General features: G+C 44.5%; 25 protein-coding genes. 9 read left to right on the top strand and 16 right to left on the bottom strand.

The features are described from left to right. Positions 1 to 18 precede the first annotated feature (18 nt). On the bottom strand, positions 19 to 891 hold the full coding sequence (locus JHD45_RS19590; protein ID WP_199478168.1) for a LysR substrate-binding domain-containing protein: 873 nt from the start codon (positions 889 to 891) through the stop codon (positions 19 to 21). Positions 892 to 1,031: 140 nt separating this feature from the next. Between JHD45_RS19590 and JHD45_RS19585 the strand changes: the two genes are divergently transcribed. Next, positions 1,032 to 2,246: an MFS transporter gene (locus JHD45_RS19585; RefSeq protein ID WP_199478167.1), complete on the top strand. Its 1,215-nt coding sequence runs from the start codon at positions 1,032 to 1,034 to the stop codon at positions 2,244 to 2,246. A gap of 93 nt (positions 2,247 to 2,339) precedes the next feature. Here JHD45_RS19585 and JHD45_RS19580 read toward each other — a convergent pair whose 3' ends face one another. The 8 genes from JHD45_RS19580 to JHD45_RS19545 form a co-directional block, all read right to left on the bottom strand. Then, positions 2,340 to 3,215 (bottom strand): carbon-nitrogen hydrolase family protein, encoded by an 876-nt coding sequence (locus tag JHD45_RS19580; RefSeq protein ID WP_199478166.1) that lies wholly within the window; start codon positions 3,213 to 3,215, stop codon positions 2,340 to 2,342. A gap of 3 nt (positions 3,216 to 3,218) precedes the next feature. Next, on the bottom strand, positions 3,219 to 3,818 hold the full coding sequence (locus tag JHD45_RS19575; protein WP_199478165.1) for a GNAT family N-acetyltransferase: 600 nt from the start codon (positions 3,816 to 3,818) through the stop codon (positions 3,219 to 3,221). A gap of 14 nt (positions 3,819 to 3,832) precedes the next feature. Continuing rightward, on the bottom strand, positions 3,833 to 4,240 hold the full coding sequence (locus JHD45_RS19570) for a ketosteroid isomerase-related protein (protein WP_199478164.1): 408 nt from the start codon (positions 4,238 to 4,240) through the stop codon (positions 3,833 to 3,835). A 177-nt stretch (positions 4,241 to 4,417) separates the two neighbouring features. Further along, positions 4,418 to 5,452, bottom strand: coding sequence for a dihydroorotase (gene pyrC / locus JHD45_RS19565; protein ID WP_199478163.1), 1,035 nt, complete (start codon positions 5,450 to 5,452; stop codon positions 4,418 to 4,420). A gap of 202 nt (positions 5,453 to 5,654) precedes the next feature. After that, positions 5,655 to 7,526, bottom strand: a complete 1,872-nt coding sequence (locus tag JHD45_RS19560; RefSeq protein ID WP_199478162.1) for a DEAD/DEAH box helicase — start codon at positions 7,524 to 7,526, stop codon at positions 5,655 to 5,657. A gap of 345 nt (positions 7,527 to 7,871) precedes the next feature. Continuing rightward, a complete protein-coding gene (locus tag JHD45_RS19555) occupies positions 7,872 to 8,639 on the bottom strand; it encodes a zinc-dependent peptidase (protein ID WP_199478161.1) in 768 nt (255 codons plus the stop codon). Between the two features lie 226 nt (positions 8,640 to 8,865). After that, the gene (locus tag JHD45_RS19550; protein ID WP_199478160.1) at positions 8,866 to 9,306 is read right to left on the bottom strand and encodes an RbsD/FucU family protein; all 441 of its coding nucleotides are present in this window, start codon (positions 9,304 to 9,306) and stop codon (positions 8,866 to 8,868) included. A gap of 324 nt (positions 9,307 to 9,630) precedes the next feature. Next, positions 9,631 to 10,764, bottom strand: coding sequence for a 5-methyltetrahydropteroyltriglutamate--homocysteine S-methyltransferase (locus tag JHD45_RS19545; protein WP_199478159.1), 1,134 nt, complete (start codon positions 10,762 to 10,764; stop codon positions 9,631 to 9,633). Positions 10,765 to 11,016: 252 nt separating this feature from the next. Here JHD45_RS19545 and JHD45_RS22465 point away from each other — a divergent pair, with 252 nt between their 5' ends. The 8 genes from JHD45_RS22465 (at position 11,017) to JHD45_RS19505 (ending at position 17,309) form a co-directional block, all read left to right on the top strand. Continuing rightward, positions 11,017 to 11,769 (top strand): amidohydrolase family protein, encoded by a 753-nt coding sequence (locus JHD45_RS22465; protein ID WP_199478158.1) that lies wholly within the window; start codon positions 11,017 to 11,019, stop codon positions 11,767 to 11,769. 14 nt (positions 11,770 to 11,783) lie between these two features. Further along, on the top strand, positions 11,784 to 12,941 hold the full coding sequence (locus tag JHD45_RS19535) for an amidohydrolase family protein (protein WP_199478157.1): 1,158 nt from the start codon (positions 11,784 to 11,786) through the stop codon (positions 12,939 to 12,941). Positions 12,942 to 13,334: 393 nt separating this feature from the next. Further along, positions 13,335 to 13,916, top strand: a complete 582-nt coding sequence (locus JHD45_RS19530) for a DedA family protein (protein ID WP_199478156.1) — start codon at positions 13,335 to 13,337, stop codon at positions 13,914 to 13,916. A gap of 8 nt (positions 13,917 to 13,924) precedes the next feature. Next, complete coding sequence (locus JHD45_RS19525; RefSeq protein WP_199478155.1) at positions 13,925 to 15,046, top strand: D-alanine--D-alanine ligase; 1,122 nt, start codon at positions 13,925 to 13,927, stop codon at positions 15,044 to 15,046. A gap of 22 nt (positions 15,047 to 15,068) precedes the next feature. Next, positions 15,069 to 15,623: a hypothetical protein gene (locus tag JHD45_RS19520; protein WP_199478154.1), complete on the top strand. Its 555-nt coding sequence runs from the start codon at positions 15,069 to 15,071 to the stop codon at positions 15,621 to 15,623. Between the two features lie 3 nt (positions 15,624 to 15,626). Further along, positions 15,627 to 16,370, top strand: coding sequence for an NRDE family protein (locus tag JHD45_RS19515; RefSeq protein ID WP_199478153.1), 744 nt, complete (start codon positions 15,627 to 15,629; stop codon positions 16,368 to 16,370). A 26-nt stretch (positions 16,371 to 16,396) separates the two neighbouring features. Then, positions 16,397 to 16,837, top strand: coding sequence for a YHS domain-containing (seleno)protein (locus tag JHD45_RS19510; RefSeq protein ID WP_199478152.1), 441 nt, complete (start codon positions 16,397 to 16,399; stop codon positions 16,835 to 16,837). 10 nt (positions 16,838 to 16,847) lie between these two features. Continuing rightward, complete coding sequence (locus JHD45_RS19505) at positions 16,848 to 17,309, top strand: hypothetical protein (RefSeq protein WP_199478151.1); 462 nt, start codon at positions 16,848 to 16,850, stop codon at positions 17,307 to 17,309. 63 nt (positions 17,310 to 17,372) lie between these two features. Here the strand turns inward: JHD45_RS19505 and JHD45_RS19500 are convergent, their stop codons facing one another. The 7 genes from JHD45_RS19500 to hpaE all read right to left on the bottom strand — a co-directional run. Then, positions 17,373 to 18,761 (bottom strand): APC family permease, encoded by a 1,389-nt coding sequence (locus JHD45_RS19500; RefSeq protein ID WP_199478150.1) that lies wholly within the window; start codon positions 18,759 to 18,761, stop codon positions 17,373 to 17,375. A 372-nt stretch (positions 18,762 to 19,133) separates the two neighbouring features. Further along, complete coding sequence (gene hpaD, locus JHD45_RS19495; protein WP_199478149.1) at positions 19,134 to 20,063, bottom strand: 3,4-dihydroxyphenylacetate 2,3-dioxygenase; 930 nt, start codon at positions 20,061 to 20,063, stop codon at positions 19,134 to 19,136. 25 nt (positions 20,064 to 20,088) lie between these two features. Continuing rightward, a complete protein-coding gene (locus JHD45_RS19490; RefSeq protein WP_199478148.1) occupies positions 20,089 to 21,417 on the bottom strand; it encodes a TRAP transporter large permease in 1,329 nt (442 codons plus the stop codon). Beyond that, positions 21,417 to 21,956: a TRAP transporter small permease gene (locus JHD45_RS19485; protein ID WP_199478147.1), complete on the bottom strand. Its 540-nt coding sequence runs from the start codon at positions 21,954 to 21,956 to the stop codon at positions 21,417 to 21,419. Before JHD45_RS19485 ends, JHD45_RS19490 begins: the two co-directional genes overlap by 1 nt. Before the next feature lie 3 nt (positions 21,957 to 21,959). Beyond that, positions 21,960 to 22,982, bottom strand: a complete 1,023-nt coding sequence (locus JHD45_RS19480) for a TRAP transporter substrate-binding protein (RefSeq protein ID WP_199478146.1) — start codon at positions 22,980 to 22,982, stop codon at positions 21,960 to 21,962. 53 nt (positions 22,983 to 23,035) lie between these two features. After that, a complete protein-coding gene (locus JHD45_RS19475) occupies positions 23,036 to 23,416 on the bottom strand; it encodes a 5-carboxymethyl-2-hydroxymuconate Delta-isomerase (protein WP_067021183.1) in 381 nt (126 codons plus the stop codon). A 63-nt stretch (positions 23,417 to 23,479) separates the two neighbouring features. Beyond that, the coding region (gene hpaE, locus JHD45_RS19470; RefSeq protein WP_199478145.1) for a 5-carboxymethyl-2-hydroxymuconate semialdehyde dehydrogenase at positions 23,480 to 24,878 on the bottom strand (1,399 nt) is incomplete at its 5' end.

Below are 24,878 nucleotides of genomic sequence, written 5' to 3'. Positions count from 1 at the left end.
ATGCCGCTTACCGCGCCACTAGTTAAAATCCATCTCCGCTGCCGTTGGGTTAAAAATAGCGTTCTCCACAATGATTTTTTCCAAACGTCGGGTGGCTTCGTTTGCTTTTGGCGACACAAATAACGACACTTCCATATCCGGCAAAGCAGGCAAATCACGATAAATCACTAAGTCATCATCCAACGTTTGATAAGGCACAATGGCAACCCCCACCCCGGCTCGAACGGCCGCCAATATACCCGACCGACTCTGACTGGTAAAAGCGACCCGATAGGGAATGCCCTCAGCGTCTAGTGCTTGGCATGCATACTGACGATGTTGGCAGCCTTCCGCAAACACCACTAAAGGCAAAACAGCTTGCATATGGACAAAATGCCCTTTAGCGCCAACCCACACTAATTCATCACGGCGTAAGCGAACACCCCCTACTGTATCCGCCAACATCTCAACCAAGGCAATGTCCAACTTGCCTTTATTCAGCAATTCCACCAAATAATCGGGGCGATAATCACAGAAAGCCTCTAGCTGAGCTTCGGGATAGCTCAATATAAAGTCTTGCAAAATCGGCGCAAGGGTTCGACTGGTGTATTGGTCATGGGTACCAAGACGCACTACCCCATCAATGTCCATATTTTGAAAGGAGCCGACTATTTGATCGTGCAGATTAAGCAGCTGTTGAGCATGGTTTTTTAATTGAATGCCTACCGCAGTCAAACGCACGCCATGTTGCCCCCGCACCATCAACGGATTGGCAATCAAATCTTCGAGACGATTGAGCTGCATGCTCACGGTCGAGGGCGCTTTATGCAGCTGTCTGGAGGCTTCCGTCAAGTTCAAAGTCTCCGCCACCACCATAAAGGTACGTAGTAAATTAATCGGTAAATCGCGCATATTTCAGATTTCAATAAAATTGAACGTAGAATTGAATATTCATCGATTTACCGAATAAATGCAAGGCCCTACTATACGCGAATTCGCTGAGTGTTTTTTACACACTCATATCATTAGGCACTAGAGCAAGGAGAATTGTGATGCGGCTCGCAATAACATTCGGTTTCAATCAGGTGATCAGCCACGGCTTTGGCGTGTTTCTATTTGCAGCCTTGGTACCTATGATGCAGCATACAATTAATATCAACAGTTGGTACCTTGCACTGGCAGGCGCATTAACACAGATTTCCTATCTTGCTGGCGCCATGCTCTTAGGTGTCGTTGGTCATCGCCTAGATTCAGGTCGTACTTTGCTTGTCACAGGTTCACTGACCTCTTCTTTACTGTTCATCATGGGGTGGCTCAATGATCCTATCATCATGATGTGTTTATTGACCATTATGGCCGCCAGTGCTGCCATGAGCTGGGGTTCTATTGTGGAATTGGTGACACGACATGGGCGTGCTGATCGCACCGCAACGAATCTTTCGATTGCCTCCAGCGGTACTGCGTGGGGTTACAGTGTCAACGGGCTGATTATCTTGTTAATCGTACCATTACTGGGCTGGCGCAGCAGTTGGATGGTGGCATCGGTTTTAGGTCTGGTTGTTGTCTTCACTACCTTCTCTCTGCTGAAAAGCATGCGTAATCAAGCACAGAGCCAAGACATTGATGTTAACTTTGCCGTTGCCATGGGTACCAAACAGCTGTTTAAAACTGTTTTCCGTGAACGGACCGCATTTTTATCATGTTTGATTCTATTGTTGGTCGGTGCTTCTACCATAACGTTCACCACTTGGTTAAACACCTACTTAGCAGAATTGTCTTTACCACCCGCATTAGGGGGTTATACATGGAGCATGATTGGTTTGACTGGCATGATAGCAGGATTCTTTGTGGGCAAATTGGCAGACAAAAAAGGACACGGCGTAACACTATTGAGCATCTTTGGCATCTTTGCCTTGGGCTTGGTGGCGTTTTCTTTTCATCCAGCTCACTTCGTTCTGCTCGCAGGATTTGGCTATGGCATGATGTACTTCCCTATTTGGGGCATTGTCGCAGGCTGGGTGAGCAAACAATACTCATCTAAAGCCACCATGCAAATAAACGGCATTGGCATGGTGGCGTTTGGCCTAGGAGGCTCATTAGGGAACCTGCTGGCTGGTATGATTCACGAGGCAACAGGCAGCTTGCAAAACATTTACTGGTTGATCTGCGCTCTTGGTATTGTGCTGTTTATATTGGCAACCTATATTTTCTTGCAGGAGCGCCAATCAAAAACGCCAATGGTGGGCGATATCTCACCAGCAGCCTAGCCTTAGGTAATTCAACAATCTAGCCCAAGCCATAAAAGTGGCAGAAGGTGTCTCGCTAAAGTATGCAGCTTTGCCTCCATACTTTAGCGTTTTTCACATCGGGCCTTGCAAAGCAAATTGCTTGGGCCAATCTCGGTGATTAAACACTTGTCCTTGCTTGCGAATGCGGGCGATTTCAGCCAAATCCAGGGTAGCAAATACCCAACCAGCATCATCATTATGCCCTTGCACCAAAATCCCATTATCTGGAAAGCCATAATCGACTGGTGTATAGACGCTCGCTCGTCCCATATTCACATCCACCGCTTCTGACCAAGACGCATTGCCAATGGTAGGCGACTGTACCACATAACATTGATTCTCCAAGGCGCGCGCTTGGCAACCAATGCGCACCCGATGAAAACCTGCTGGCGTATCCGTACAGCTTGGCACCAACAATAAGTCAGCTCCCGCCGCCACTTGCTGGCTGGCAATCATGGGAAATTCTGAGTCATAGCAAATATGAATACCTAAGCGCCCTAAGTCCGTATCAATCACCTTAATCTGATCACCACTACTAATATGCCATTGCTCGTTTTCAAAGCGTGTCATCATCAGCTTGTCTTGGAAATCGATTAACCCCACAGGGCCAAACAAATTGGCACGATTAACAAAATAGTCATCGCCTTGCAGAGTTGGAAAGGAACTGGCGAGAATCATCACATTATGACGTTTGGCCAGTGCCGCATGCAGATCGTGCCACTTAGGTAACAGCGTTTGCATCGCATGAATCTGACGCTGCAAATCACTGTAAACCTCCTCGCCAAATAAAGACGCCAGCTCCATACTGCCATATTCGGGAAAAACCAATAACTCTGCTCCCTGTTGCGCCGCCTCCGCGACCCAATTGTTGAGCTTATCAGCAAAGTCTTCCCATGCAGAAAAAAAACCTATGTCGTATTGTGCCGTTGCCAGTTTAAATGTACTCATCGCTTAAAAGTACTCATAAAGAGATTTCATCCAAAACATCATGGGTTTACGGGTTTCTTCATGGTCGCCCATATCTTTCCAGCTAAAATAGGTCATCAGTTCTGGCCGTTTCTCATAACCACGATTCTGCCAAAAAGTATCCAACGGTTGATAATCCGCAGGACGAGCGGGGTGACCCTCAGGACGCTGCACGCCGCAAAAACACGAGTATTTGATCCCCGCAAGGGCTTTTCCATGCGCTTCCCTATATTCAAAGAACGCCACCCCCGCCCCTTGTCCTCGATATTCAGGCAACAAGACAGATTCACCACAATAGAAAATCTCGTCAATATTAAAACCAGCGTCGACAAAAGGCTGTTTTACTTCTGCTGTCTCATGTCTAAGCGGCACACCTGTTGACGCCCCGACTACTTTATCGCTATCAAAGGCCAGCACAATGACACTGTTTGGTGCTTCAATATAGGTCTTTAGATAACGCGCTTCATAAGCCAAATCCCCATCATAAAGGTAAGGAAAGTCACGAAACACACGCATGCGCAGCTCAGCAAGTTGAGGAATATATTGGGTCAATTGCGAGCCAGAGAGAGATTGAAAAGTCAGCATAATGTCATTCCGCTTTAAGCAGATACTTGGGCAATCCAGTCTTCAAGATTATAGTAGTTGGTCACGCGGGCCACTTTTCCATCACGAATATCAAAGAAAGCCCCTGCTGGCAACTTATAGGTCTGGCCGTTTGCGTCTGGCAACCCGTCATCGGTCGCCAAGTACTCACCTAGCACAGTAAACTCCACCGCCGCACGGTCACCCGCTGGATTCGACATCACCACGATATCGACAATGGTTTCTTTATAGTTGCGATTCATACGCGCCATAAAGGCCGCAAAGGCGTCTTTACCCACTTCACGATTACCTTGATTGATGTCATGGACCACATCGTCCGTTAGTAACGACAAAAAGGTGTCCATATCTTGGACGTTAAACGCGTCATAGTATTGTTGCAGTAATTCAACCGTGGCTTGACTCATGGGCAAGACTCCAAACAAAAAATCAAAGCCCGAATGGTAATAATTTAGCGTTGCGCGAGAAAGGCTTTTTTAACACGAGTGGCCTAATCAGACAAAAAACTGTCGAGGCTTGAACAACCTATAAAAAATCGAACCCATTTCTGAGTTCGATCTTTCTTTACAAGCCAATCTACAGATTTAATCTTTCAACTTCCAAGCCACTGGTTTACCAGCAAAGAAAGGCACAATGGGCTCGCCGTTTGGTAGAGTAATGCTATTTGGCACTTCCCATGATTCACGGATCAAGGTAACTGTTTGCGTGTTGCGCGGAAGTCCATAAAAATCCGCACCATGCAAACTGGCAAAACCTTCTAGCTTATCTAACGCGTCCAGCTCATCAAATACTTGCGCATACAACTCAAGGGCCGACCAAGCACTGTAGCAGCCCGCACAACCACAGTCGGATTCTTTGCGATGTTTAGCATGGGGCGCCGAATCGGTACCTAAAAAGAATTTCGGCGAGCCGGATTGGACAGCCGCACGTAAGGCTTCTTGGTGAGTACTGCGTTTGAGTACTGGCAAGCAATAGTTATGGGGGCGAATACCACCATCCAACATATCATTTCGGTTTAGTAGCAGGTGTTGTGGTGTAATGGTGGCGGCCACGCCTTCGCGGGCATTAAGCACAAAGTCAGCGGCATCTTTTGTGGTGATGTGCTCAAATACCACTTTTAAATGTGGCACCCGCTCAACAATATTCACCATATGCTGATCAATAAAGGCTTTTTCACGATCAAAAATATCAATGTGTTTTTGTGTCACTTCACCATGAATCAACAACAACATGTCATTGTCTGCTAGCGCCTCAAACACAGGGTAAAGCGACTCAAGGGAATTCACGCCAGAATCAGAATTGGTTGTCGCCCCTGCCGGATACATTTTCGCCGCAAGAACCCCCGCTTTTTTCGCCTCTTGAATATCTTGAACGCTGGTTTTATCAGTCAAATAAATCGTCATCAGAGGCGTAAAGGAACTCCCCTCAGGTCGAGCAGCCATAATGCGCTCTTTATAACTCAATGCTAGTTCGGCATTGATTACTGGTGGAACAAGGTTAGGCATAACAACGGCTCTTGCAAAGCAGCGTGCCGTGGCGGGCACCGTTTCATACAGCATATCCTCGTCGCGAAAATGTAAGTGCCAATCATCCGGTTTAATAATAGTGATTTCGTTCATTACAGGCCTTATGTGGTAAAGAAAGGGTTAACAGGCGTTTGGATTTTAGCAGAATAAAAACAAAGTCGCAGCGCCCATCTATCGGCTGACAGTCCCCTCCTCACTAGGAGCATAAAAAAAGCCGAACAGATTGCTCCGCTCGGCCTTTGAATATCTTCTTACAACGTATCGTTTATCGCAAACGATAAGTTGATCAAAATGATTAGCTGTCTTTACGTGGCGCTCTTGGGCGACGATCACCGCGACTGTTATCACGATCACGACTACTAGAAGCACGACGACGTTCGCCAGATGCGTTAGAAGGACGACGATCGCCAGAAGGACGCTTACGAGCAGAAGGAGCCGCAGCACGCTTGTTCAACGCATCCGCATCTTCTAGTTTGGCAATATCAGAACGTTGACCACAGATACGTGTCTTACCCAACTTACCTAATGTTTCGCCCGTTAAGTTAGAAGGCAAGTCCACCGTTGCGAAATCTTCATAAATTTCGATATGACCAATGTAACGACTTTCAATGTCCGCTTCGTTGGCAATAGCACCAACAATATTGCCAGGCTTAACGCCATCGCTATAACCCACTTGAACCACGTAGCGTGTCATCGCTGTATCTGGATCGTCTTTCAACGGCATAGCTTCCGCAGTCACTGGACGCTGTTTACGAGGAGCACGTTCTGGACGGTCACCACGCGGACCACGATCTGGACGGTCGCCACGATCCGAACGCTCACGACGCTCTTGACGCACTTCCATTTCAGACAACAATAAAGAGGTTTTGCCTTGAGCCATATGAGCCAACGCCGCTGCCATTTTTAACGGATCAACTTCGTTCTCTTTTTGGTACTCTTGAACAAGCTCTAAGAAGAAATCGAGATCTTCGTTGTCCATGGTTTCGGTGATGCGCTGTTTAAAGCGACTAACACGCTGCTGATTGATATCAGAAGCAGTAGGCAACTGCATTTTTTCAATAGGCTGGCGAGTTGCACGCTCAATTGCTTGCAACATACGACGCTCACGGTTGGCAACGAACAAAATCGCGGTACCCGAACGACCAGCACGGCCAGTACGACCAATACGGTGAACGTAAGACTCTGTATCGTATGGAATGTCGTAGTTTACTACGTGACTAACACGCTCTACGTCCAATCCACGCGCCACTACGTCAGTAGCAACAAGAATATCGATCTGACCATTTTTGATACGATCAACCGTACGCTCACGCAAATTCTGGCTGATGTCGCCGTTAAGAGCTTCACAAGCATGACCGCGAGCCGTTAGCTTTTCAGCTAGCTCAACTGTTGCCGCTTTGGTACGAACAAAGATGATCATGCCATCGTGCTCGTTCATTTCAAGAATACGGGTCAAAGCGTCCAGTTTATGCAGGCCGCTTACTTGCCAGTATTTTTGCGTAATCGTCATCGCGGTCGATGTTTTCGTTACGATTTTCACTTCTTTTGGATTATTCAAATGGCGGTTGGCCACTTGGCGAATAACAGAAGGCATGGTCGCAGAAAACAGTGCGATTTGGCGCGTAGGTGGCGTTTGCTCTAAGATCCATTCGACATCATCGATGAAGCCCATGCGCAGCATTTCGTCTGCTTCATCCAAAACCAACGCTTTAAGCGTGTCCAGTTTTAGGGTTTTACGACGAATATGGTCCATAACACGACCAGGCGTACCCACAACCACTTGCACGCCACGTCTTAGTTGGCGGAGTTGAGTGTCGTATGACATGCCGCCGTAAATGGGCAAAACATGAAAATCTGGAATATTACGGGCATAACTTTGAAATGCTTCAGAAACCTGAATAGCAAGTTCACGAGTTGGAGCCAATACAAGTAGTTGTGTCGTTTTATCTGTAACATCAATGCGAGACAGCAGCGGAAGCGCAAACGCCGCCGTCTTACCAGTACCCGTCTGCGCTTGCCCAAGAAGATCGCGACCTTCTAATAGATATGGAATACTTTGCGCTTGGATAGCTGAGGGTTGCTCATAACCGAGATCGGCAACCGCTTTAAGAACAGGGGCTATTAGACCCAACGAATCAAATGTAGGCTGAATATCAGCGTCAGACATGTAAATGTGTACCTTTTTTTGGTGGGAGTAAGGCGTGCAATCATTTACATGCCTTAACAAAATTCTCTGGAATTTTCTGAGGAAAACCTAGCGGCCTATTATAGCTAAATAATTAAAACTTAGCTAGGGGACTTTTATCAAAGCGGATAACTTAATACTTTTTATTTGTTTTTACACTAAAAAACGCACCAAAAAAACTATTTAAAGGAGACCTTTGCACGATGTCACGAGCGACGCCAAGACGCGGCAAAAACAGACGAGAAAGCGGAGTTTATAGTTATAAATGAGCATTTTGAGTCTGTTTTTAACAAAGTATTGGCAAGCACAGTAGTCGTGCAAAAGTCTCTAAAGGGGTGTTTGACGATAAAACAAACATAATAAGCGATAGACATTCGGCATGGTATGAATCATCGCCTCCGGTGCCTCAAAGAAGGTTTCACTGCATACCGCAAAAAATTCCGCTGGACTGGTCAATGCGTACACATCGATGGGCAAAGCCATATGCTGTTCTACATTTCGTTCTAAACGCCCCCAAGCTGACATAAAAACATCATGCCACTCTCCCGCGTCCATTCCGGGATGCATTGGCGGTGCCCCATTGGCCCCATCACGCAGCATGTCTAACTTGTGGGCAAACTCATGAATCACCACATTGCTCGCTTTGCCATGACGCGCTTGAGGGCCAGACTCTAAAATCGATTGCCACGACAAAATAACTGGCCCACGCAGCCAAGCTTCGCCGCTTAACCCTGGGCCTCTTTCATGTACCACGCCATCTGCTGTTCGATAGGTTCGTGGCGGAAGAAAATCCCCTTCATAAACCACAATACTATGCACATGATCGTACCAATTCAGTCCCAAATGTAAGATGGGTACACAAGCCATGGTGGCCAGTTTCATATAAACAGATTCAGTAAGCTCAAAGTCGCCACCCGCCGAAAAGCTTTTACGAACCAAAAAACGAAAGGTTAATGTTCTTAGTTCATCTCGCTCCGCCCCTTGAAAACGTGCTGCCACGGGCCAATCGGCAATGGAAGCCTCCCACATTTCTGAGGTAAAGCCAGCCTCTTGAATTCGTCTACTTTCTAACCACTCACGAACATGCTCGAACATCGCGCTACTCACTTATGTATATTATCGTCAGCCGATATGCCAACGCCTTTTCATCGACAACGCCCTATCTGCGACAGCATTCGTTGCAAACAACACCCTAGCACACACTAAAAAGAACAGTATCCATCAAAAAAACACAGGTGCCCAATGGGCAACCTGTGTTTTAACATGATTTTTCTACTCGATGACAACAATGTTAGACACTTACTTAAAGTCTTAATAAGATTTAAGCGAAGATCACACCTTTTTTCAATAAAAAGCATCCATAACCCCGCGCTTCACCGGTCACGACAATGGCAAATGCTTGTTTAGCAGCCTCATAAAAAGCAAAACGCTCTAATGATCCCATCTCAGCACTCTTGCTATCCGCCGCTTTTAACACCGTAGAAAATTCTTGCTGAACCTTCGGCATATAGGCTTCATCCTCACCCACCACCTGCATTCTTTTCACAGGGTGATCCACAAACGTATCCAAAGGCAATACGGATAAAATGGCACTCGCGGCTTCAGTGACGGACACTCCGTCCAAACGAATAACAGGCTTGCCATTGGCGACAGATACTGCGGGGAAATTACGATCCACCAATACAATATCGTCTCCGTGCCCCATGCTACGTAACACATTTAATAACTCGCCGTTAAGTAGTGGGTGGATATTTTTTAGCATCTTAAGCTCCTAAATTGCCGCCTACAACGCGACAAAAATTGTACGATAATAATAGTTATTGTTGCTGCACAATGGCTGCTTTACTTTACAAGCGACTGCCTCTGTTTGTTCGATATAGGATAGAAAGCAAAGAAACAAGTCTTGCGCTTATATTACATCATTATGAAAATAATGAGCGAGTAAGCGCAACACGGAACAGGCAAGCGATAAACACGTCACGCTATAAGAAAAAACGATCAGAGAGCCACAGATAAAGTACTCCCCGATCGTTTTGATAGAAAAGAACGGACTCTACATACCTAAGAAAAAGACCTAAGAAAAAACCTAAGAGGCCCAAACTTGATCAGCTACCCGATTGAGTAAACGAATTTTGTTCCATTGATCATCAATAGCCAGCTTATTACCCTCAGCGGTCGAGGCAAAACCACACTGGGGACTAATACATAAATTCTCTAAAGGAACATAGTCCGATGCTTCTTTAATACGTGCTTTAATCAACTCGGGATCTTCAAGCTCAGGAAATTTAGAGGTCACTAAGCCCAGCACAATACGCGCCTCTTTTCCTTCGCAATAACGCAATGGAGCAAAGTCCCCTGCTCGGTCATTATCGTACTCAAGGAAAAAACCATCGTAGTGGGTCGCAAACAAAGCCTTAGCGACTGGTTCATAACCACCGGAAAACAACCAAGAAGACGCATGATTACCACGACAAATATGGGTTGTGATCACCAGATCATCCGGTTTGCCAGCTAAGGATTGATTGATAATTTGCGTACAAATATCACTGATTTTATCGGGATCAATGCCGCGTGCTACCAAGCCATCACGCTTATCTGCATCCACAAGAAACGCCCAGTTTGTATCGTCAAACTGCAAATAGCGACAGCCGTGAGCATAATAGGCCTGAATCGCATCACGATAGGTTTGCGCTAAGTCGTGATAAAATCCATTCACATCAGAATAGATCTCATCCAAACGAGATGAACCATCATTGGCTAAGATTTCTTGACGTAAAATCATCGTGGGACTTGGAATCGTCGCCTTGGCAATACTCTCATCACCCGTTTCAGTAGCCTTTTTAAGAAAGTCAAAATGCGCTAAGAAGGGATGGTTAGGATTAAATGAGACTTTGCCAGAAACACGAATATTATAAGAAGGCGCATCCTTTCCTTTAAACTGCTGATTGTAGCCTGCCTCGGGTACATAGCCTTCCACACCATTAAGGTTTTCTAGGAAATCAATATGCCACCAACTACGACGAAATTCGCCATCAGTAATCACCTTTAACCCTGCCACTTTTTGCTGCTCAACTAGCTCTAAAATGGCGCGATCTTCCACTGCAGTTAGCGCAGCTCGATCAATAACACCTTCTTTGAAATCACGGCGAGCTTGGTGAAGATACTCAGGACGCAGATAGCTACCAACAACATCGGAGCGCGAAGGAAAACGAACATCCATGGAAAACACCTCTTTCAAATCATTTAAGTGACCATCATCGTAAAGACTCCCCCCTCACACGTGAACCAAATTCTCTTCATGGAAAACCTGCATAAAATTCACTTTATTAAAATACTCATTGAATTCGCTCAAAAATTTTAGTGTAACAACCTGTAATAGGAGGGGTTAATAGAAACTGCTATAACACCTTTTCGGAATTATCGAACCCAAGATAGGCCCGCGTCTAACGCTCTATTTAAGGAAATAAGTACAATGAAACATAATCATACAACACATATTTCATGTTCATGCTGCAATCCGCTTTGGAAGTCCTTCCTACCCGAAGACTTTTCTCACAACGTAAACACCAAAGACACGTTTCAGCTATCTGTTTCGCCCCAAGACCACAATATTGCCCAAATCATTCGGGTTGAGCGTTACTCAGAACTTGCAGAGAAAGCATCGGGCACCATCATCACTATGAAGGATGGACAAAATGAAAAAGTAGAAGCCATTGGTATGGTTGGCGAAAAAATCCTTGCTACAGGAAATTACGAAGACGTCCAAAACGCCATTAAAGAGTCACAAGCAAGCGAAACAATAGAACGAGTACTCACGGGTTCAGAAACCCTAATACCAGGCATGATAGATCCCCATATACATATTGTATCGACAGCCGTCATGAACATATGTACCGATGTAGGGCCTTTTGATGGCCAATACTTACGTAAGGGCTACAATCGAACCTTTGTCATTCAAACATTAGCTGAATTAGCAGACTCAATTGAAGCGACAATGAAAGATGAAGATGTTGAACAACATTGGGTGCTTGGCCGTAATGTCGACCCTTCTTTATTTAGCGGAAAAGATCGTGAATTTAACGCCGACACCCTTGATGAAATATCCACCAAACTACCTGTGTACATAATGAATTCATCAGGCCATCTAGCCTACATCAATTCAGTCGCCATCAAATTGCTACGAGAAGCCAAAGTTCCGTTACCAGAAAATGATATGGCATTTTAGCGGAACTCGACGAAATGCTCCCTGTTGTTCAATACATTTTGAGTCAGCAGGATACTAAGCTATTAGGCGCAAAGATAGACCTATATGTAGACAGTTTACTTGCAGAAACAAGCAAGCGTGGTCTGACCACAGTATTGGATGCGGCGGTGGACCCATGGGATCAAACAAGTAAATTTAATCAACCAGAATACCTGAAACAAAAAGCCCATAGTGCAAACTGCCCCGTTAGAATAGCGGGGGCTTTGGTCGTACTTTCGCCTAATGACTTTGAAACGAAAATTGACCCTAGTTATCTCCCCATGCAGGGAGATGATAAATTCTTCTTACCCTTTATTAAAGTCATCTCTGATGGTTCGAACCAAGGTCTGACGGGCTATCAATACAAAACTTATTGCTGTGATGAGGATTATCAAGCATACAATGATGAAAACCGTTATCAAAATACCAACCATGGTATCTTCAACTTTAGCTATCCTGGTGAGTTTCAAGTGACATTTAATAAATCGGTTGCTAGAGGCTGGCCAATCATGGTGCATGCTAATGGCGACCAAGCCATCAAACGCACTATTGATACATTTAGAAACACCGGAATAGATGCAAGCTCCATAGAAGTAAGGCGAGACCGTATTGAGCATGCCTCACTGATTAGCAACCAGAGCTTCGAAAGCATGCGTGATCTAGGTATTTCTCCCAGCTTTCTTATTGGTCATGTTGGTTATTGGGGATGGGCTTTCCAACAAACCATCCTTGGTGCGGAAAGAGCAAGCTTACTGGATCGTTGCAATTCCGCCTTACAATATGGCATCAAATTCACTCTTCACAGTGACAATGGCGTATCGCCTCTTGGGCCGCTGCGCATGATGGAACAATCCATTTCTCGTTTTATGGAAGGCGCGCCTAGTGGTGCAAGCAATAAGGTTCTCACAAAAGACGAATGCATTACACCATTTGAAGCACTGCGAGCGGTCACAATTGATGCCGCCTGGCAATGTCACGCTGATAATATGGTTGGTTCATTAGAAGCGGGGAAATACGCCGATTTTGTCATTCTTCAGCAGTCGCCATTAACTTATTTATCAACCAATCCAGAAAACAAAGTCGCTAATATGCGCGATATTCCAGTATTAGAAACATGGAAAGGCGCCAAATGCGTCTACCACTGGAAAGACTAATCGAAGCCATCTACGCTTTAGTCTCTAAGTACTAAAAAACGCTATTCGGCTCCCTCGAATAGCGTTTGTTAATCAGTCTATGCTGCTATGAAGATAGCACCGTACCATGGGGAACGATTTCCCCTTCAAAAACACAGCCACCTCGTAATCTTTAAGGAGCTAGAACCCTTAAACAGCTAACCAACAGTGTTAAGACACTCCTCGCCATACCTATTACCAAATCAGCCACTCTCTTCTTCAGACTCTTTTTTAATGAAAGACAGATTTTTTCCAAAAAAATTCATTTCAGTGTAAGAAATCCAAACCTCGTCTCGACTAAGGAATAGAACATCAATAATCACCTTCGTTTTATTAGAAAAAGAAGGTGAAAAACATTCAGAGTCCGAGGTGTGTTTGATAAACCATTTTTTACAAGAGATTAGTGCTGGTCACCACGCGTACTGGTTTTTGATAGTAGGCATTATTTTGTTGTCTTACTTACTAGAAGACCTTGCCATTGTTACCGCAGCCTCTTTAGCCGCCCAAGATCAGCTGCCTATATCATTAGCCATGGTAGCAATCGCATTTGGCATTATTACCGGGGATTTTGGACTGTACTATCTAGGTCTACTCACACGAAAAGTTCGCTGGCTACGTTATAAAACGCTAACGAATAAATATTTTAAAGTAGTACAAAATAGACTAAGTAAAAACGCATTTTTAAATATCTTCGTAATCCGATTTACGCCAGGGTTACGGGCAATTGGTTTCACCTTAAGCGGTTTCTTTCTTATTCCCTTGCCTATTTTTTTGAGCGCCGTGACCTTTGCTACCACACTTTGGACAGGCGTTGTATTTGGTGTTGTTTATTACTTAGGAACCCGAGCTTGGCTACAAGCAACACAATATCAATGGTTATTAATCCCCGTTGGTGTTGTGGCTTTATTAATGATTAATCGCATTATTCGTCGTTCTATTTCAAGAGAGTCATTATGAGTCCAACTATGAATATTCAATCTATTCAAGAGAATAGAATTAATGCAGGAATGCCAAGCCTAGAGATGGATTCTCATCGCGTGGTATCGCCTTTTGAATTCTATCCAACTTGGTTTTTTTATACGCCGGTTGTTTTACAAAGTTTGTGGTTAGGACTGCGCTATGGAGATTTACGCTTACCCTTGATTGCTAACCCTAGCATCAAACTGAGCGGCATGGTTGGCGAATCTAAACATGATATTTTGCAATTAGCAGGACCGGTTGCCAAACAGTGGATTTCTCCCTACGTCACCATAACTAAAACAGAGGAATCGGTTGATAAACAGATGAAGCAGGCATTGCAAGTATTAAGCTCGCAAAACCTAACTTTCCCTCTGGTCGCAAAACCAGATATAGGATGCCGCGGGGTAGGAGTTAAATTAGTCAATAATAATCAGCAATTAACAGAATACATTGAGTCTTTTCCAAACAAGGCCCGCTTTTTATTACAACAAAAAGCTCCTTACCAAGCGGAAGCTGGCGTCTTTTATGTTCGCTACCCTGGTGAAAAGACAGGAAAGATCATTTCCATGACATTGAAATACTCTCCAAGTGTTATAGGTGATGGTATTCATACGCTTAAAGAGCTCATTGAACGCTGCCCTCGTGCCGGACAATTAAGCCATCTTTATTTACCTCGCCACCAAGAAAAATTGGATTGGGTATTACCTGCCGGAGAAGAGTACCAATTGGCATTTGCTGGGAGTCATAGTCGCGGTTCCATTTTTAGAAATGGTAATCCATTTATTACCGATGCATTAAGCAAAAAGTTAGATGAGATATTAAAAGACGTCAACGAGTATTACTACGGACGCCTTGATATCAAATTTCAAAATATAAACCTATTTATGCAAGGTAAAAGCTTTACCATTCTCGAAATAAATGGCGCCAGCAGCGAGGCAACACATATTTGGGATAGAAATACCAATCTAAAAGAGATCTTCTCAACACTTTTAGCGCAATATCGCATTTTATTTGAAATTGGTGCCAAGCAAAAAGCCAGAGGGTTTCGTCCTGATTCGATTATGTCGTTACTGACAGCATGGAAGAAAGAACGTGACTTAACCAAACATTACCCTACGACAGATTAACTTTGTGCCTTGTGAGGGCTTTATGCAAACGAACTTAATAACTTTATCACCCGTTCAAAACAGAACGCGCACTTCTATTATTGATGGTTGTATCGAAACCTTACAACAAGGGCAAAAATTTCTATCATCGATCAGCAATAAAGAATACCAATTAGCGGCGCCTCCTTATGTAACCAGTTCGATTGGCAAACATTTTCGCCATTTGTTGGATTTGTTTTATGCCATTTATAGCAAAAAAGACGTAATTGATTACAACCTACGCCGTCGTGACAGTGTGGTAGAGACATCACGAATTGTGGCATTAGAAGAAATCAAGGCATTGATAGCATGGTTAGACAATCTAGATGAACGTCAATTAGGCCGTAAAGTGTTGGTGTCCACTGAAGTCTGCTTGAACAGCACGCAAGTGTGTGTCGTGTCTTCTACCTTTGAGCGCGAACTGAGTTTTGTTGCACTGCATGCAACCCATCACTATGCGATGGCTAACGTCATTGTGCGTTCATTGAAGATCAACATAAGGGCGAACGACACATTTGGCTACGCCCCAACAACCGTATCCTATTTAAGAGGACAATAAATCATGTGCTCTGTGACCTGGCAATTAGAGGAAGAAGGCTATCAAGTCTTTTTTAATCGGGATGAACAAAAGCATCGAGCTTTAGGCCTACCACCTAGACAAATACGACTAGATGATGTCAGCGTGCTGATGCCCATTGATCCCGTCGGTCAGGGTAGCTGGATAAGTGTGAATGAACTCGGCTTAACCTTATGCTTGCTCAACAACTATCAAGGGTTATGCCCCAAAGGCACCTTGATTAGTCGCGGACAGCTACTAAAGAGCCTCTCCTCGAAAACAAGCACAGTGGACATTGAAAAGGCTTTTAACGCCATTAATCCAATGGCGTATGCTCCCTTCTTATTGGTTGCGTTTGATCCTGCCTTAACCAAACACAAAATGGATGTCATGGTGTTCGAATGGAATGGACAAGACACTGAGATCTACCCAAGATCTGGGCCATTATTTTCTTCCGGTGTGGATTTAGATCGTGTGGTGGCACACCGTCAGAAAACCTATGAGGATTTTGTTGCAACGGGAAGACAGGATTTCAGTCAACTGCATGCCAGTCATCATGATGAGCACTTACACACGTCATTTTGTATGCACAGAAACGATGCCCACACCGTGAGTTTTACGCAGGTAGTTGTGACGCCAAATATCCAAAAAATGAGTTATGTGGCGGGTCCACCTTGCACACACTTAAATGAAAAAAACCTTATAAAACACAGTGTTTACTTGCCATCGAAAAACGCAATGGCGTCCTAATAATTTTATTAATAAAGGGGTTCAATATGAAAAAGTATGTATTGGTTTTAATGATGTTGCTGAGCGGCTTTGTCTACGCTAAAGACCCTATTTATACCAGTTTCTTTAGTAACAAAGCGTTAGATGGCTACGATACCGTTGCCTATTTTACTGACCATAAAGCAGTCGAAGGCAGCAAACAATACACCACCAAATACAAAGGTGCGGATTGGTATTTCTCATCGGCTAAGCATCTAGCGATGTTTAAGAAGACCCCTGAGAAATACGCGCCACAATATGGCGGTTACTGCGCATGGGCGATTGCCGCTAAAAATGATTTTGCCTCCGCCGACCCTCACCAATGGGCCATTGTGGATAGCAAGCTGTACTTAAACTATGACTCAGACATTAAAGCAAAGTGGGATAAAGACCCAAAAGGCTTTATTAAAATGGGCGACCGCAACTGGCCTAACTTAATCAATAAATAAGGCGCATACAATGAAAACAAAATTAGTGAAATATATCCTTACTGTATTGATTGCATTTATCTTTGTGCAATCGCTGTTTTTTAAATTTTCTGGCTCTTATGAGACCCAGTATATTTTTTCCACCTTGGGAGCATGGTCTGGTTTCATTTGGTTTGGCCATTATGGTGCCTACCTTATAGGGACATTTGAATTGATTGCTAGCATCCTGCTGTTTACCCGATGGCATGGCTTAGGCGCCTTGCTAAGCATGGGAATTATGACGGGGGCGATTTTCTTCCATCTGTTCACACCACTTGGAACAAAAATGCCAGAGTATGATGCCATGGGGAACGTTGTCGGCAATGATGGTGGAGAGCTCTTTATCCTAGCGTGTCTTGTCTGGCTTTCGAGTGGTTTCTTAGCCATTCGGGACACACTTTCTGTGGATGGAATCCTAAACAAAATGTATCACAAAAATAAGCATGTCTTATGACAAGAAGACTTTAGTTTGATAGGTGTGTCAGCTAGATTCCTAGCTGACACAGATCGATAACAATCAGCTCATGTCTGGCTCAAATAAACCGCGTTTCATATAAAACTTGACCCAAACCGCAGCAATAAGGCTAATTACCAGCAATATTCCACCGGTAATGCTATAAACCAGTTTCGTCATTTCTGGGGAAGGCGAATTGTTTAAAGCAATATAAACCATAGCCACAATCCCAAGAATCTGAGGAATTGGAAAGAATGGTGTTTTATAAGGACGATGATGGTCAGGAAGACGACGACGCAATACCATGACATCAATGTGCGCAACAATGTAGGCCAATAACCAACTTGTTGTCGCAGCAATAACAAGGGTGATTAGTGAATTAATGGAAAAAGACAAGAATGGAATAGCAATTAATACTGCCATTAGCACAATACCTACCCATGGTGCACCAAAACGGTTAGACGCTTTCAATTGTGGGAAAGCCTGTTTTTGATGGGCCATACCATGCAACATTCTAGGAATAGAAGCCAGAACGGTGTTCATCGTACTGCAGGTTGCCGTTAGGGCCATAACAGTCGCAATGATCATGCCGCCTTTACCAAACACAGCGTCAACATAGTTCAGGTATGGAATAGGTGCTGTCGTTAACGTTTCCACATTGACATAAAAACTTGCGCCATACACAAAGAGTAGAAAAATAGTAAAGATGAAAAATAATGACCCATGCATCGCTCTTGGAATATTTTTTGATGGATTCTCGACTTCATTGATCATGGGACAGATAAACTCAACCCCAACCATTAGCCACATAGCCAGTGCGACAAAACCAATAAAACTGCCGTTTATAACCCCAGCAAAACTCCAATCAACATGAGTGCCTGATAGTATCGGATGTGGTTGGCTAATGCCCGTCGCCGCAGACAAACCGACCGCAATCAATGCAAAAACCAAAACAAAAGCCAGTAAGTTTTGTACCTTCGCAAAGATGTCAGCACCCACTAGATTCGTCACACATAGAACCACCAAAATAATCATAGGTACGACTTTAGGTGGAAATACTCCGGGGAAAACCTGATCTAACACACCATCGACCAGAAACATTTCAACTGGAACAGCCAAGAAAGCCACAACGACGTAACCTGCAAATACAGACACAATAGCAGGGAAATGACCAATCGCCTTTTGCGTGTAAGTTGCCAATGTTCCTTCCTGTGGAAACATAAGCGACAGCTCAGAGAAACTCATGGCATTAAACTGCGCAATAATCAATGCGGTGACCATCGCTGCAATAAATGCCATACCACCTAAACCAATTCCTTGTGTTGAAGAAATCATTGCTCCTTGAACAATCACAAGCCCAATACAAATTGCCATCATCGTTGGCAAATTCATCTTTTTAATGGGCTTTATGTTGCTTGTTGCGTCCACTTTCGTGTGTGCTGTATCGCTCATCTTATTATTCCTATCTTTTTTATTAGAAACGACCAAATCGGTAAGGACTTAGATCGACAATGGGTAATTAGAGATCAGATGCTCTCCAGCAATAACTACATTCGGGCTATTTAACAAAGACAAAGCCAAGCAGAATAATCTCACTGGATAGTAGAATGTCTTTCTTAGGGTGGATTCCGAAAGTCTAGAACCAGTACACTTGTCTATTTTTTTGGTCATTCTATATAGGAAGCAAAATATGAAAATGTCCCTTTAGTGACATTTTTCTTTTGAGATAGGACGATCTTAGAAAATAAAAAAGCGCCTTAGAGGCGAAGGCGCTTATAAACAAACATAATAATGGAAGGCGGAAGTTAGTTTGTCTCGATCACTCTAAAGACGGCTATTGCCGTACACAAACGAGCCATTTTCAACAGAGGCTTGCGGGCCAGGAACCGCCTCTCCCGTTTGTGGTGAGATAGGAAAAATAGCGTTGATCTGCCCCGTTCCAGAGCTACCAAAGTATGGGGTCACCACTTCTACTTTTTGATCATAATCCGACCAACCTAATGCCCCCAATAACATGGCGGTATCATGCATAAACCCTTCACCGTGTCCTTTTGCGGCGTATTCAGGCAGCATCTCACAGAATGTTTTCCACTCTGCGTTTTCCCACATCTCAACGACGCGATGATCCAAAGTTTCTAAAAATGGACTCCACACTTTGGTGGAAAAATCTGGGGCTTGACCATTTTGCGCAAAACGGTGAGAAAGCGAACCGCTGGCGAGGATCGCCACCGTACCATCGTAGTGCTTTTCGATCGCTTCACGAATCGCCCACCCCAAACGAGCCGAGTCATTGAGATAGTGAACCGTTAATAACGCCGATACAGAGACGGCTTTAAAGTGACGGTCTTCATTCATGTATCGCATTGGCACCAATGTTCCATACTCAGGTGCCAAGGTGGTTGCATCATGGGCTAAGGTTTCCACCCCTTGCTCATTACATACTTGAGCAATGATACGACCCAACTCAGGGTTACCATCTAACTCATACGGCATATTATTGATAAAGTGGGGTAACTCGTTGCTCGTGTACACACCTTCCCAGTGCGGAGCACAATTAATGTGATAATTGGCATTAACCAACCAGTGCGTATCAAATACGACAATGGTATCGACACCCAATTCTCGACAACGTTTCGATATCTCGTAATGCCCGTCAATAGCGGCTTGTCGAAATCCTTTTTGAGGACCATCAAGCTCTGAAAGATACATAGAGGGAACATGCGTTATTTTTGCAGCAAGGGCTAATTTACCCATACATTTTCTCCGCTTTTTATCATAATTATCGATACAAAATTTCAGGTAACACAAGCGCAATGGAACTGACAAATACGATCAACCCCAAGCGAACCATGTCTGCACACCAAAATGGCGTTATACCTTTAAAAATTGTCCCTGCTTTTACATTGTCTAGCACGGCACTGAGAACAAATACATTCATGCCCACAGGCGGTGTAATCAGACTAATTTCCGTTACCACCACCACAACAATGCCAAACCAAACTAAGTCAAAACCTAAGCTTTGTACTAAGGGGTAAAAAATAGGCACGGTTAATAAAATCATTGAAAGGCTTTCGAAGACCATGCCTAAAACGAGATAAATACCGACTATAATCAGAATAACGCCCATTGGTGGTAAATGAAGACTTTTCACAAACGCTAAAAGCTCATCCGGTAATCCTGCCATGGTAATAAAGTCTGAAAAGATCAACGCGCCAATTAACACAGCGAATAACATAGCGGTCGTTCTTCCCGTATCAATTAACGCATGGAAAAATGCCGACCAGCTAAGAGAGCGGCGCATAACGGCAATCAAAAATGCTCCGCCCGCACCAATCCCGGCGGCTTCGGTCGGTGTAAATACCCCAAGATAGATGCCTCCCATCACGATACAGAACAACAAAAGTACGCCCCAGACATTTCGCATGGCGGCAATGCGCTCAGAGAAACTGGCTTTTTCTGCACTAGGGCCGTATTCAGGGTGCCTCCAGACAACATAACGAACCGCTGCAAGATAGAGCAAAATGCCTAACAAGCCTGGAAGAAAGCCTGCAGCAAACAGCTCACGAATACTGGTTTCCGTTAATAAGCCGTAGATCAATAAGATCACGCTTGGTGGAATCAAGATACCTAACGTAGACCCCGCCGCGATTGAAGCGCTCGCCAAACCGTCTTGGTAGCCATATTTTCTCATCGAGGGCATAGCTACTTTTGCCATGGTGGCCGAGGTTGCTAAACTGGAACCACAAATAGCGGAAAAACCGCCACAAGCAACAATCGTTGCCATCGACAGACCGCCCTTTCGATGCCCTAGAAAAGCATTCGAAGCGCGATAAAGCTCACCAGATAAGTTTGCCTTGGTGACGAAATTCCCCATCAGGATAAATAAGGGAATCACAGACAAACTGTACTCTTGGGAAGTGTCGACAATTCGGTTGGCTGCCAATGCAATCGGACCTGTCCAACGAAAATCAAATACATTATCCCACCCCAGTCCTTGTAGGTAAGCAAACCCTGTGATTCCCACCAATCCCATCGCAAAAGCAATTGGTACCCTAAAGACGAGAATTAATAGAAGAAGAATGGAAAAGCCGATTAAAGAATCCAGCATTACACAGCCTCCTTCTTACGGCAAAATAAGCTTGTGATTGCTTTATAGATCAATATCGCTGCGGTTAAATACATCATGATGGCAATAAATTGCACGAAGTAAGAGACAGGGATAAGCAGAAATTCTGTTACCACGCCGCGACGCAACGAACGTAATGCTTGAAACCAAATGCGATCCGCCACAAAAATACAGCCAATACCGATGGATAAGCTCATGATGAAAGAACAAGCATTGGCAAACCACTCGGGCAAAACGCGATCTAGAATATCTACCACCACGTGTGCCCCCGTTAAAGTGACGACAGGGATTTGACAGAAAACAATGATACCTAAGGCCAGCTCCGTTAACTCTGTTGTGCCATTAATAGAGTTACTGAATACATAGCGCCCGATCACATCACTGCATGTCAACACCATAAGCGCGAATAACATAACGGCAGACACGGCTTCAAGGAGAAAGGCCAGCCATTTGGCCAGCCCTAAATCTCCATGATGCTGGTTCACAGCCGTCGTGAGCCATTCATAAGGAGAGCGAGACATCGATTACTCCTTATGTTTTGCAGCATATTGCATGGCGGTTTCACGCAAATAAGATAAAGCAGCATCGCCATTAAAGCCCTTCTTATCCACGCCTTTAACCCACTCAGCCGCAACATTATCGATGCGCTGATTCACTTCTTTAGCCAGCGTTGAGTTCGGCTTCACAACATGAATATTCACCCCCGCCTCACGTGCGCTTTGTAAACCCGCAACATCGCCTGCATCCCATGCTTTACCGGCTAAAACAGACAAGACTTCGCCTGAAGCTTTGTTAATCGCCTCTTGATCTTGTTGACTCAAATCATCAAAAACATCAGGGTTCATGAACATAGAAAAACTGCCCATGTACAAACCATTAGGGAACAGAGTGAGGTCCTTCGTCACCTCTGCCAATCGTAAAGTTTTCATTTCACCGACCGGTAAAAACGCACCATCAATCACGCCCTGCTGCATCATTTCATAGACTTTAGGGGCTGGCGCGCCTACCGGCGTGATATGAAATCGATCAGCGAGCTGACTTTGTACACCACCACCGATACGGATTTTCTTGTTTTCTAAATCTTTAATATCGTTGATCGGAAAATTTGAGTAAATCTGTCCTGGTCCATGAGTGAAAAGCGCCAATAATTTAAGCCCATCAAATTCATGGGATTTAGCAAAGTATTTTTGATAGGTTTTCCAAAGGGCATAAGAAGCCGCTTCTGCATTCGTTCCAAGCCCTGGTTGTTCAACCACTTGTGGCAATTCAAATCGTCCTGGCACATAGCCATGATAGCTATAACTGGCGTCTACAATGCCATCCTCAACCAGGTTCCACATTGTTTTTGGATGCCCCATACCATAAACAATTTCAACCTTAAGCCGCCCATTCGTCGCTTTGCTAATTGCTTTGCCCCATTCAGGGATAACAACAGCATTCATTGGGTTTGTTGGAGGAAGCCAGCTCGCAACCCGAATGGTCTGAGCAAAAAGATTTGTCGCAAAAAGCAGGGTAACGCAGGTCGTTAATAGGTGTTTCAATTTCATCACAATCTTCCTTTTTTATATTTATGAGTGTCTCGAGTGTGTTTTTGATGACATTATTTAAAAAGCGGATGTATATTGTTTTTATTGAATTTAAGCACGGGGTCCAATTCCGTTAATTCAAACGATATTTGGCAATAGCTGGTATCAGTAATAGGTGCCATAAAGTCGCACAAAATCTTAAAAACATTTTCTGCCACCTCTTGCTTGAGCTCCTGACTTCGACCATGACCTATTTTGAGATTTAGATTTAGCAGTGAGAACTCCTCTCGACCATCTGCCACTCGGAAATGGTCAAGTCGAATCGCACGACTTCTCACCCCGCCAATAGGAAATTGCCCCGTTGATATCACATAATCGTGAAACGCTTTGAACATGGGTTGAAAGTCAATTTTCTCTTCAAGATTGGCTGAGTATTCAATAATAAAATGCGGCATAACGTTTCTCTCTAAACGAAAAAAAGCAGAGAGAACCTCGCCTCTCTGCATGGTAATCATTTCCTAGACACCCCATTTTGGAATGTGGTGACTGCCCATACTGATACAGACGTTTTTAGGCTCACAGAAGACTTCGAAACTGTAATCTCCCCCTTCTCGCCCTGTGCCAGATGCTTTCATACCACCAAATGGAGTTCGAAGATCTCGCACGTTTTGGCTGTTAACAAACATCATGCCCGCTTCGATTTGACGCGCAATGCGATGTACTTTGCTAACATCCTGTGTCCATAAGTAAGAGGCAAGTCCATAATCATTGTCATTGGCCATACTCACAACGTCTGCTTCGTCCTTAAATGGGATAATCACAGCAACGGGGCCAAAGATTTCTTCTCGGGCAATTCGCATGGTATTGGTAACATCACGGAAGGCGGTTGGGCGTACAAAGTGGCCGCCTTTTAGGTGTTCTGGAAGCTCATCAAGTGGTTTATCTGGTCCCCCTGCAATGAGCTTGGCGCCCTCTTCAATGCCCAACTTGATATAGCCAGTGACCTTTTCCCAGTGCGCTTTAGAGATCAATGAGCCCACTTGAGTTTGCATATCGTTTGGATCGCCGACTTTGATTTTGGCGGCACGAGCAGCGAAATCATCACAGAACTTGTCGTAAATAGTTTCTTGAACAAACAAACGAGAACCAGCAGTACAACGTTCACCGTTGATGGAGAAAATGCCGAATACGGCGGCATCTAGGGCACGCTCATAGTCGCAATCATCAAAAATCATCACGGGGGATTTACCACCCAACTCCATGGAGAATTTCTTCAGACCCGCATTCGCAATGATGTGTTTACCCGTTGCCGTGCCGCCGGTAAAAGAAATGGCATTGACGCTTGGGTCCGTAATCAAGGCGTTTCCGGTTGTCCCACCAAAGCCATGAACCACATTAAATACGCCCGCAGGAACCCCGGCTTCAAGGGCAATTTTGCCAAGGAAATCCGTTGTTAATGGAGACAGTTCAGATTGCTTAATGACCGCTGTGTTACCTAAAGCCAAACAAGGTGCTGTTTTCCAGGTTCCGGTCATAAAAGGAACGTTCCATGGCGAAATCAAAGCACACACACCAGTTGGCTGGTACAAACTGTAGTTCAGCATTTGGTCATCCATTGGATAGGTATGACCGTTCATTTGGCGAGACTTCTCGGCAAAGAAATAGAAATTGTTAGACGCTCGAGGCACAAGTGCGTTGCGAGTTTGATAGAGAGGCAACCCCGTATCAGCGGTTTCTAAAGCAGACAATTCATCGACATTCTGAGCAATCAAATCCCCCATTTTTTCAATGATTTTAGAACGCTTAGCAACGGGCATGTTGGCCCAAGCTGGAAACGCGGCTTTTGCAGCGGCAACCGCTTCTGCGACTTGTGTATCGGACGCATGGGCCACTTCGGCAAGCACTTCTCCCGTCGCA

It is taken from the genome of Marinomonas spartinae (assembly GCF_016461715.1).
GTDB lineage: Bacteria > Pseudomonadota > Gammaproteobacteria > Pseudomonadales > Marinomonadaceae > Marinomonas > Marinomonas spartinae_A.
The sequence above is the reverse complement of the archived record's forward strand: the minus strand, read 5'-3'. Positions and strand labels throughout refer to the sequence as shown.

Coding starts and splice junctions, on each gene's coding strand:
- JHD45_RS19590 (WP_199478168.1), bottom strand. CDS start 891: ATGCGCGATTTACCGATTAATTTACTACGTACCTTTATGGTGGTGGCG.
- JHD45_RS19585 (WP_199478167.1), top strand. CDS start 1,032: ATGCGGCTCGCAATAACATTCGGTTTCAATCAGGTGATCAGCCACGGC.
- JHD45_RS19580 (WP_199478166.1), bottom strand. CDS start 3,215: ATGAGTACATTTAAACTGGCAACGGCACAATACGACATAGGTTTTTTT.
- JHD45_RS19575 (WP_199478165.1), bottom strand. CDS start 3,818: ATGCTGACTTTTCAATCTCTCTCTGGCTCGCAATTGACCCAATATATT.
- JHD45_RS19570 (WP_199478164.1), bottom strand. CDS start 4,240: ATGAGTCAAGCCACGGTTGAATTACTGCAACAATACTATGACGCGTTT.
- pyrC (WP_199478163.1), bottom strand. CDS start 5,452: ATGAACGAAATCACTATTATTAAACCGGATGATTGGCACTTACATTTT.
- JHD45_RS19560 (WP_199478162.1), bottom strand. CDS start 7,526: ATGTCTGACGCTGATATTCAGCCTACATTTGATTCGTTGGGTCTAATA.
- JHD45_RS19555 (WP_199478161.1), bottom strand. CDS start 8,639: ATGTTCGAGCATGTTCGTGAGTGGTTAGAAAGTAGACGAATTCAAGAG.
- JHD45_RS19550 (WP_199478160.1), bottom strand. CDS start 9,306: ATGCTAAAAAATATCCACCCACTACTTAACGGCGAGTTATTAAATGTG.
- JHD45_RS19545 (WP_199478159.1), bottom strand. CDS start 10,764: ATGGATGTTCGTTTTCCTTCGCGCTCCGATGTTGTTGGTAGCTATCTG.
- JHD45_RS22465 (WP_199478158.1), top strand. CDS start 11,017: ATGAAACATAATCATACAACACATATTTCATGTTCATGCTGCAATCCG.
- JHD45_RS19535 (WP_199478157.1), top strand. CDS start 11,784: ATGCTCCCTGTTGTTCAATACATTTTGAGTCAGCAGGATACTAAGCTA.
- JHD45_RS19525 (WP_199478155.1), top strand. CDS start 13,925: ATGAATATTCAATCTATTCAAGAGAATAGAATTAATGCAGGAATGCCA.
- JHD45_RS19520 (WP_199478154.1), top strand. CDS start 15,069: ATGCAAACGAACTTAATAACTTTATCACCCGTTCAAAACAGAACGCGC.
- JHD45_RS19515 (WP_199478153.1), top strand. CDS start 15,627: ATGTGCTCTGTGACCTGGCAATTAGAGGAAGAAGGCTATCAAGTCTTT.
- JHD45_RS19510 (WP_199478152.1), top strand. CDS start 16,397: ATGAAAAAGTATGTATTGGTTTTAATGATGTTGCTGAGCGGCTTTGTC.
- JHD45_RS19505 (WP_199478151.1), top strand. CDS start 16,848: ATGAAAACAAAATTAGTGAAATATATCCTTACTGTATTGATTGCATTT.
- JHD45_RS19500 (WP_199478150.1), bottom strand. CDS start 18,761: ATGAGCGATACAGCACACACGAAAGTGGACGCAACAAGCAACATAAAG.
- hpaD (WP_199478149.1), bottom strand. CDS start 20,063: ATGGGTAAATTAGCCCTTGCTGCAAAAATAACGCATGTTCCCTCTATG.
- JHD45_RS19490 (WP_199478148.1), bottom strand. CDS start 21,417: ATGCTGGATTCTTTAATCGGCTTTTCCATTCTTCTTCTATTAATTCTC.
- JHD45_RS19485 (WP_199478147.1), bottom strand. CDS start 21,956: ATGTCTCGCTCTCCTTATGAATGGCTCACGACGGCTGTGAACCAGCAT.
- JHD45_RS19480 (WP_199478146.1), bottom strand. CDS start 22,982: ATGAAATTGAAACACCTATTAACGACCTGCGTTACCCTGCTTTTTGCG.
- JHD45_RS19475 (WP_067021183.1), bottom strand. CDS start 23,416: ATGCCGCATTTTATTATTGAATACTCAGCCAATCTTGAAGAGAAAATT.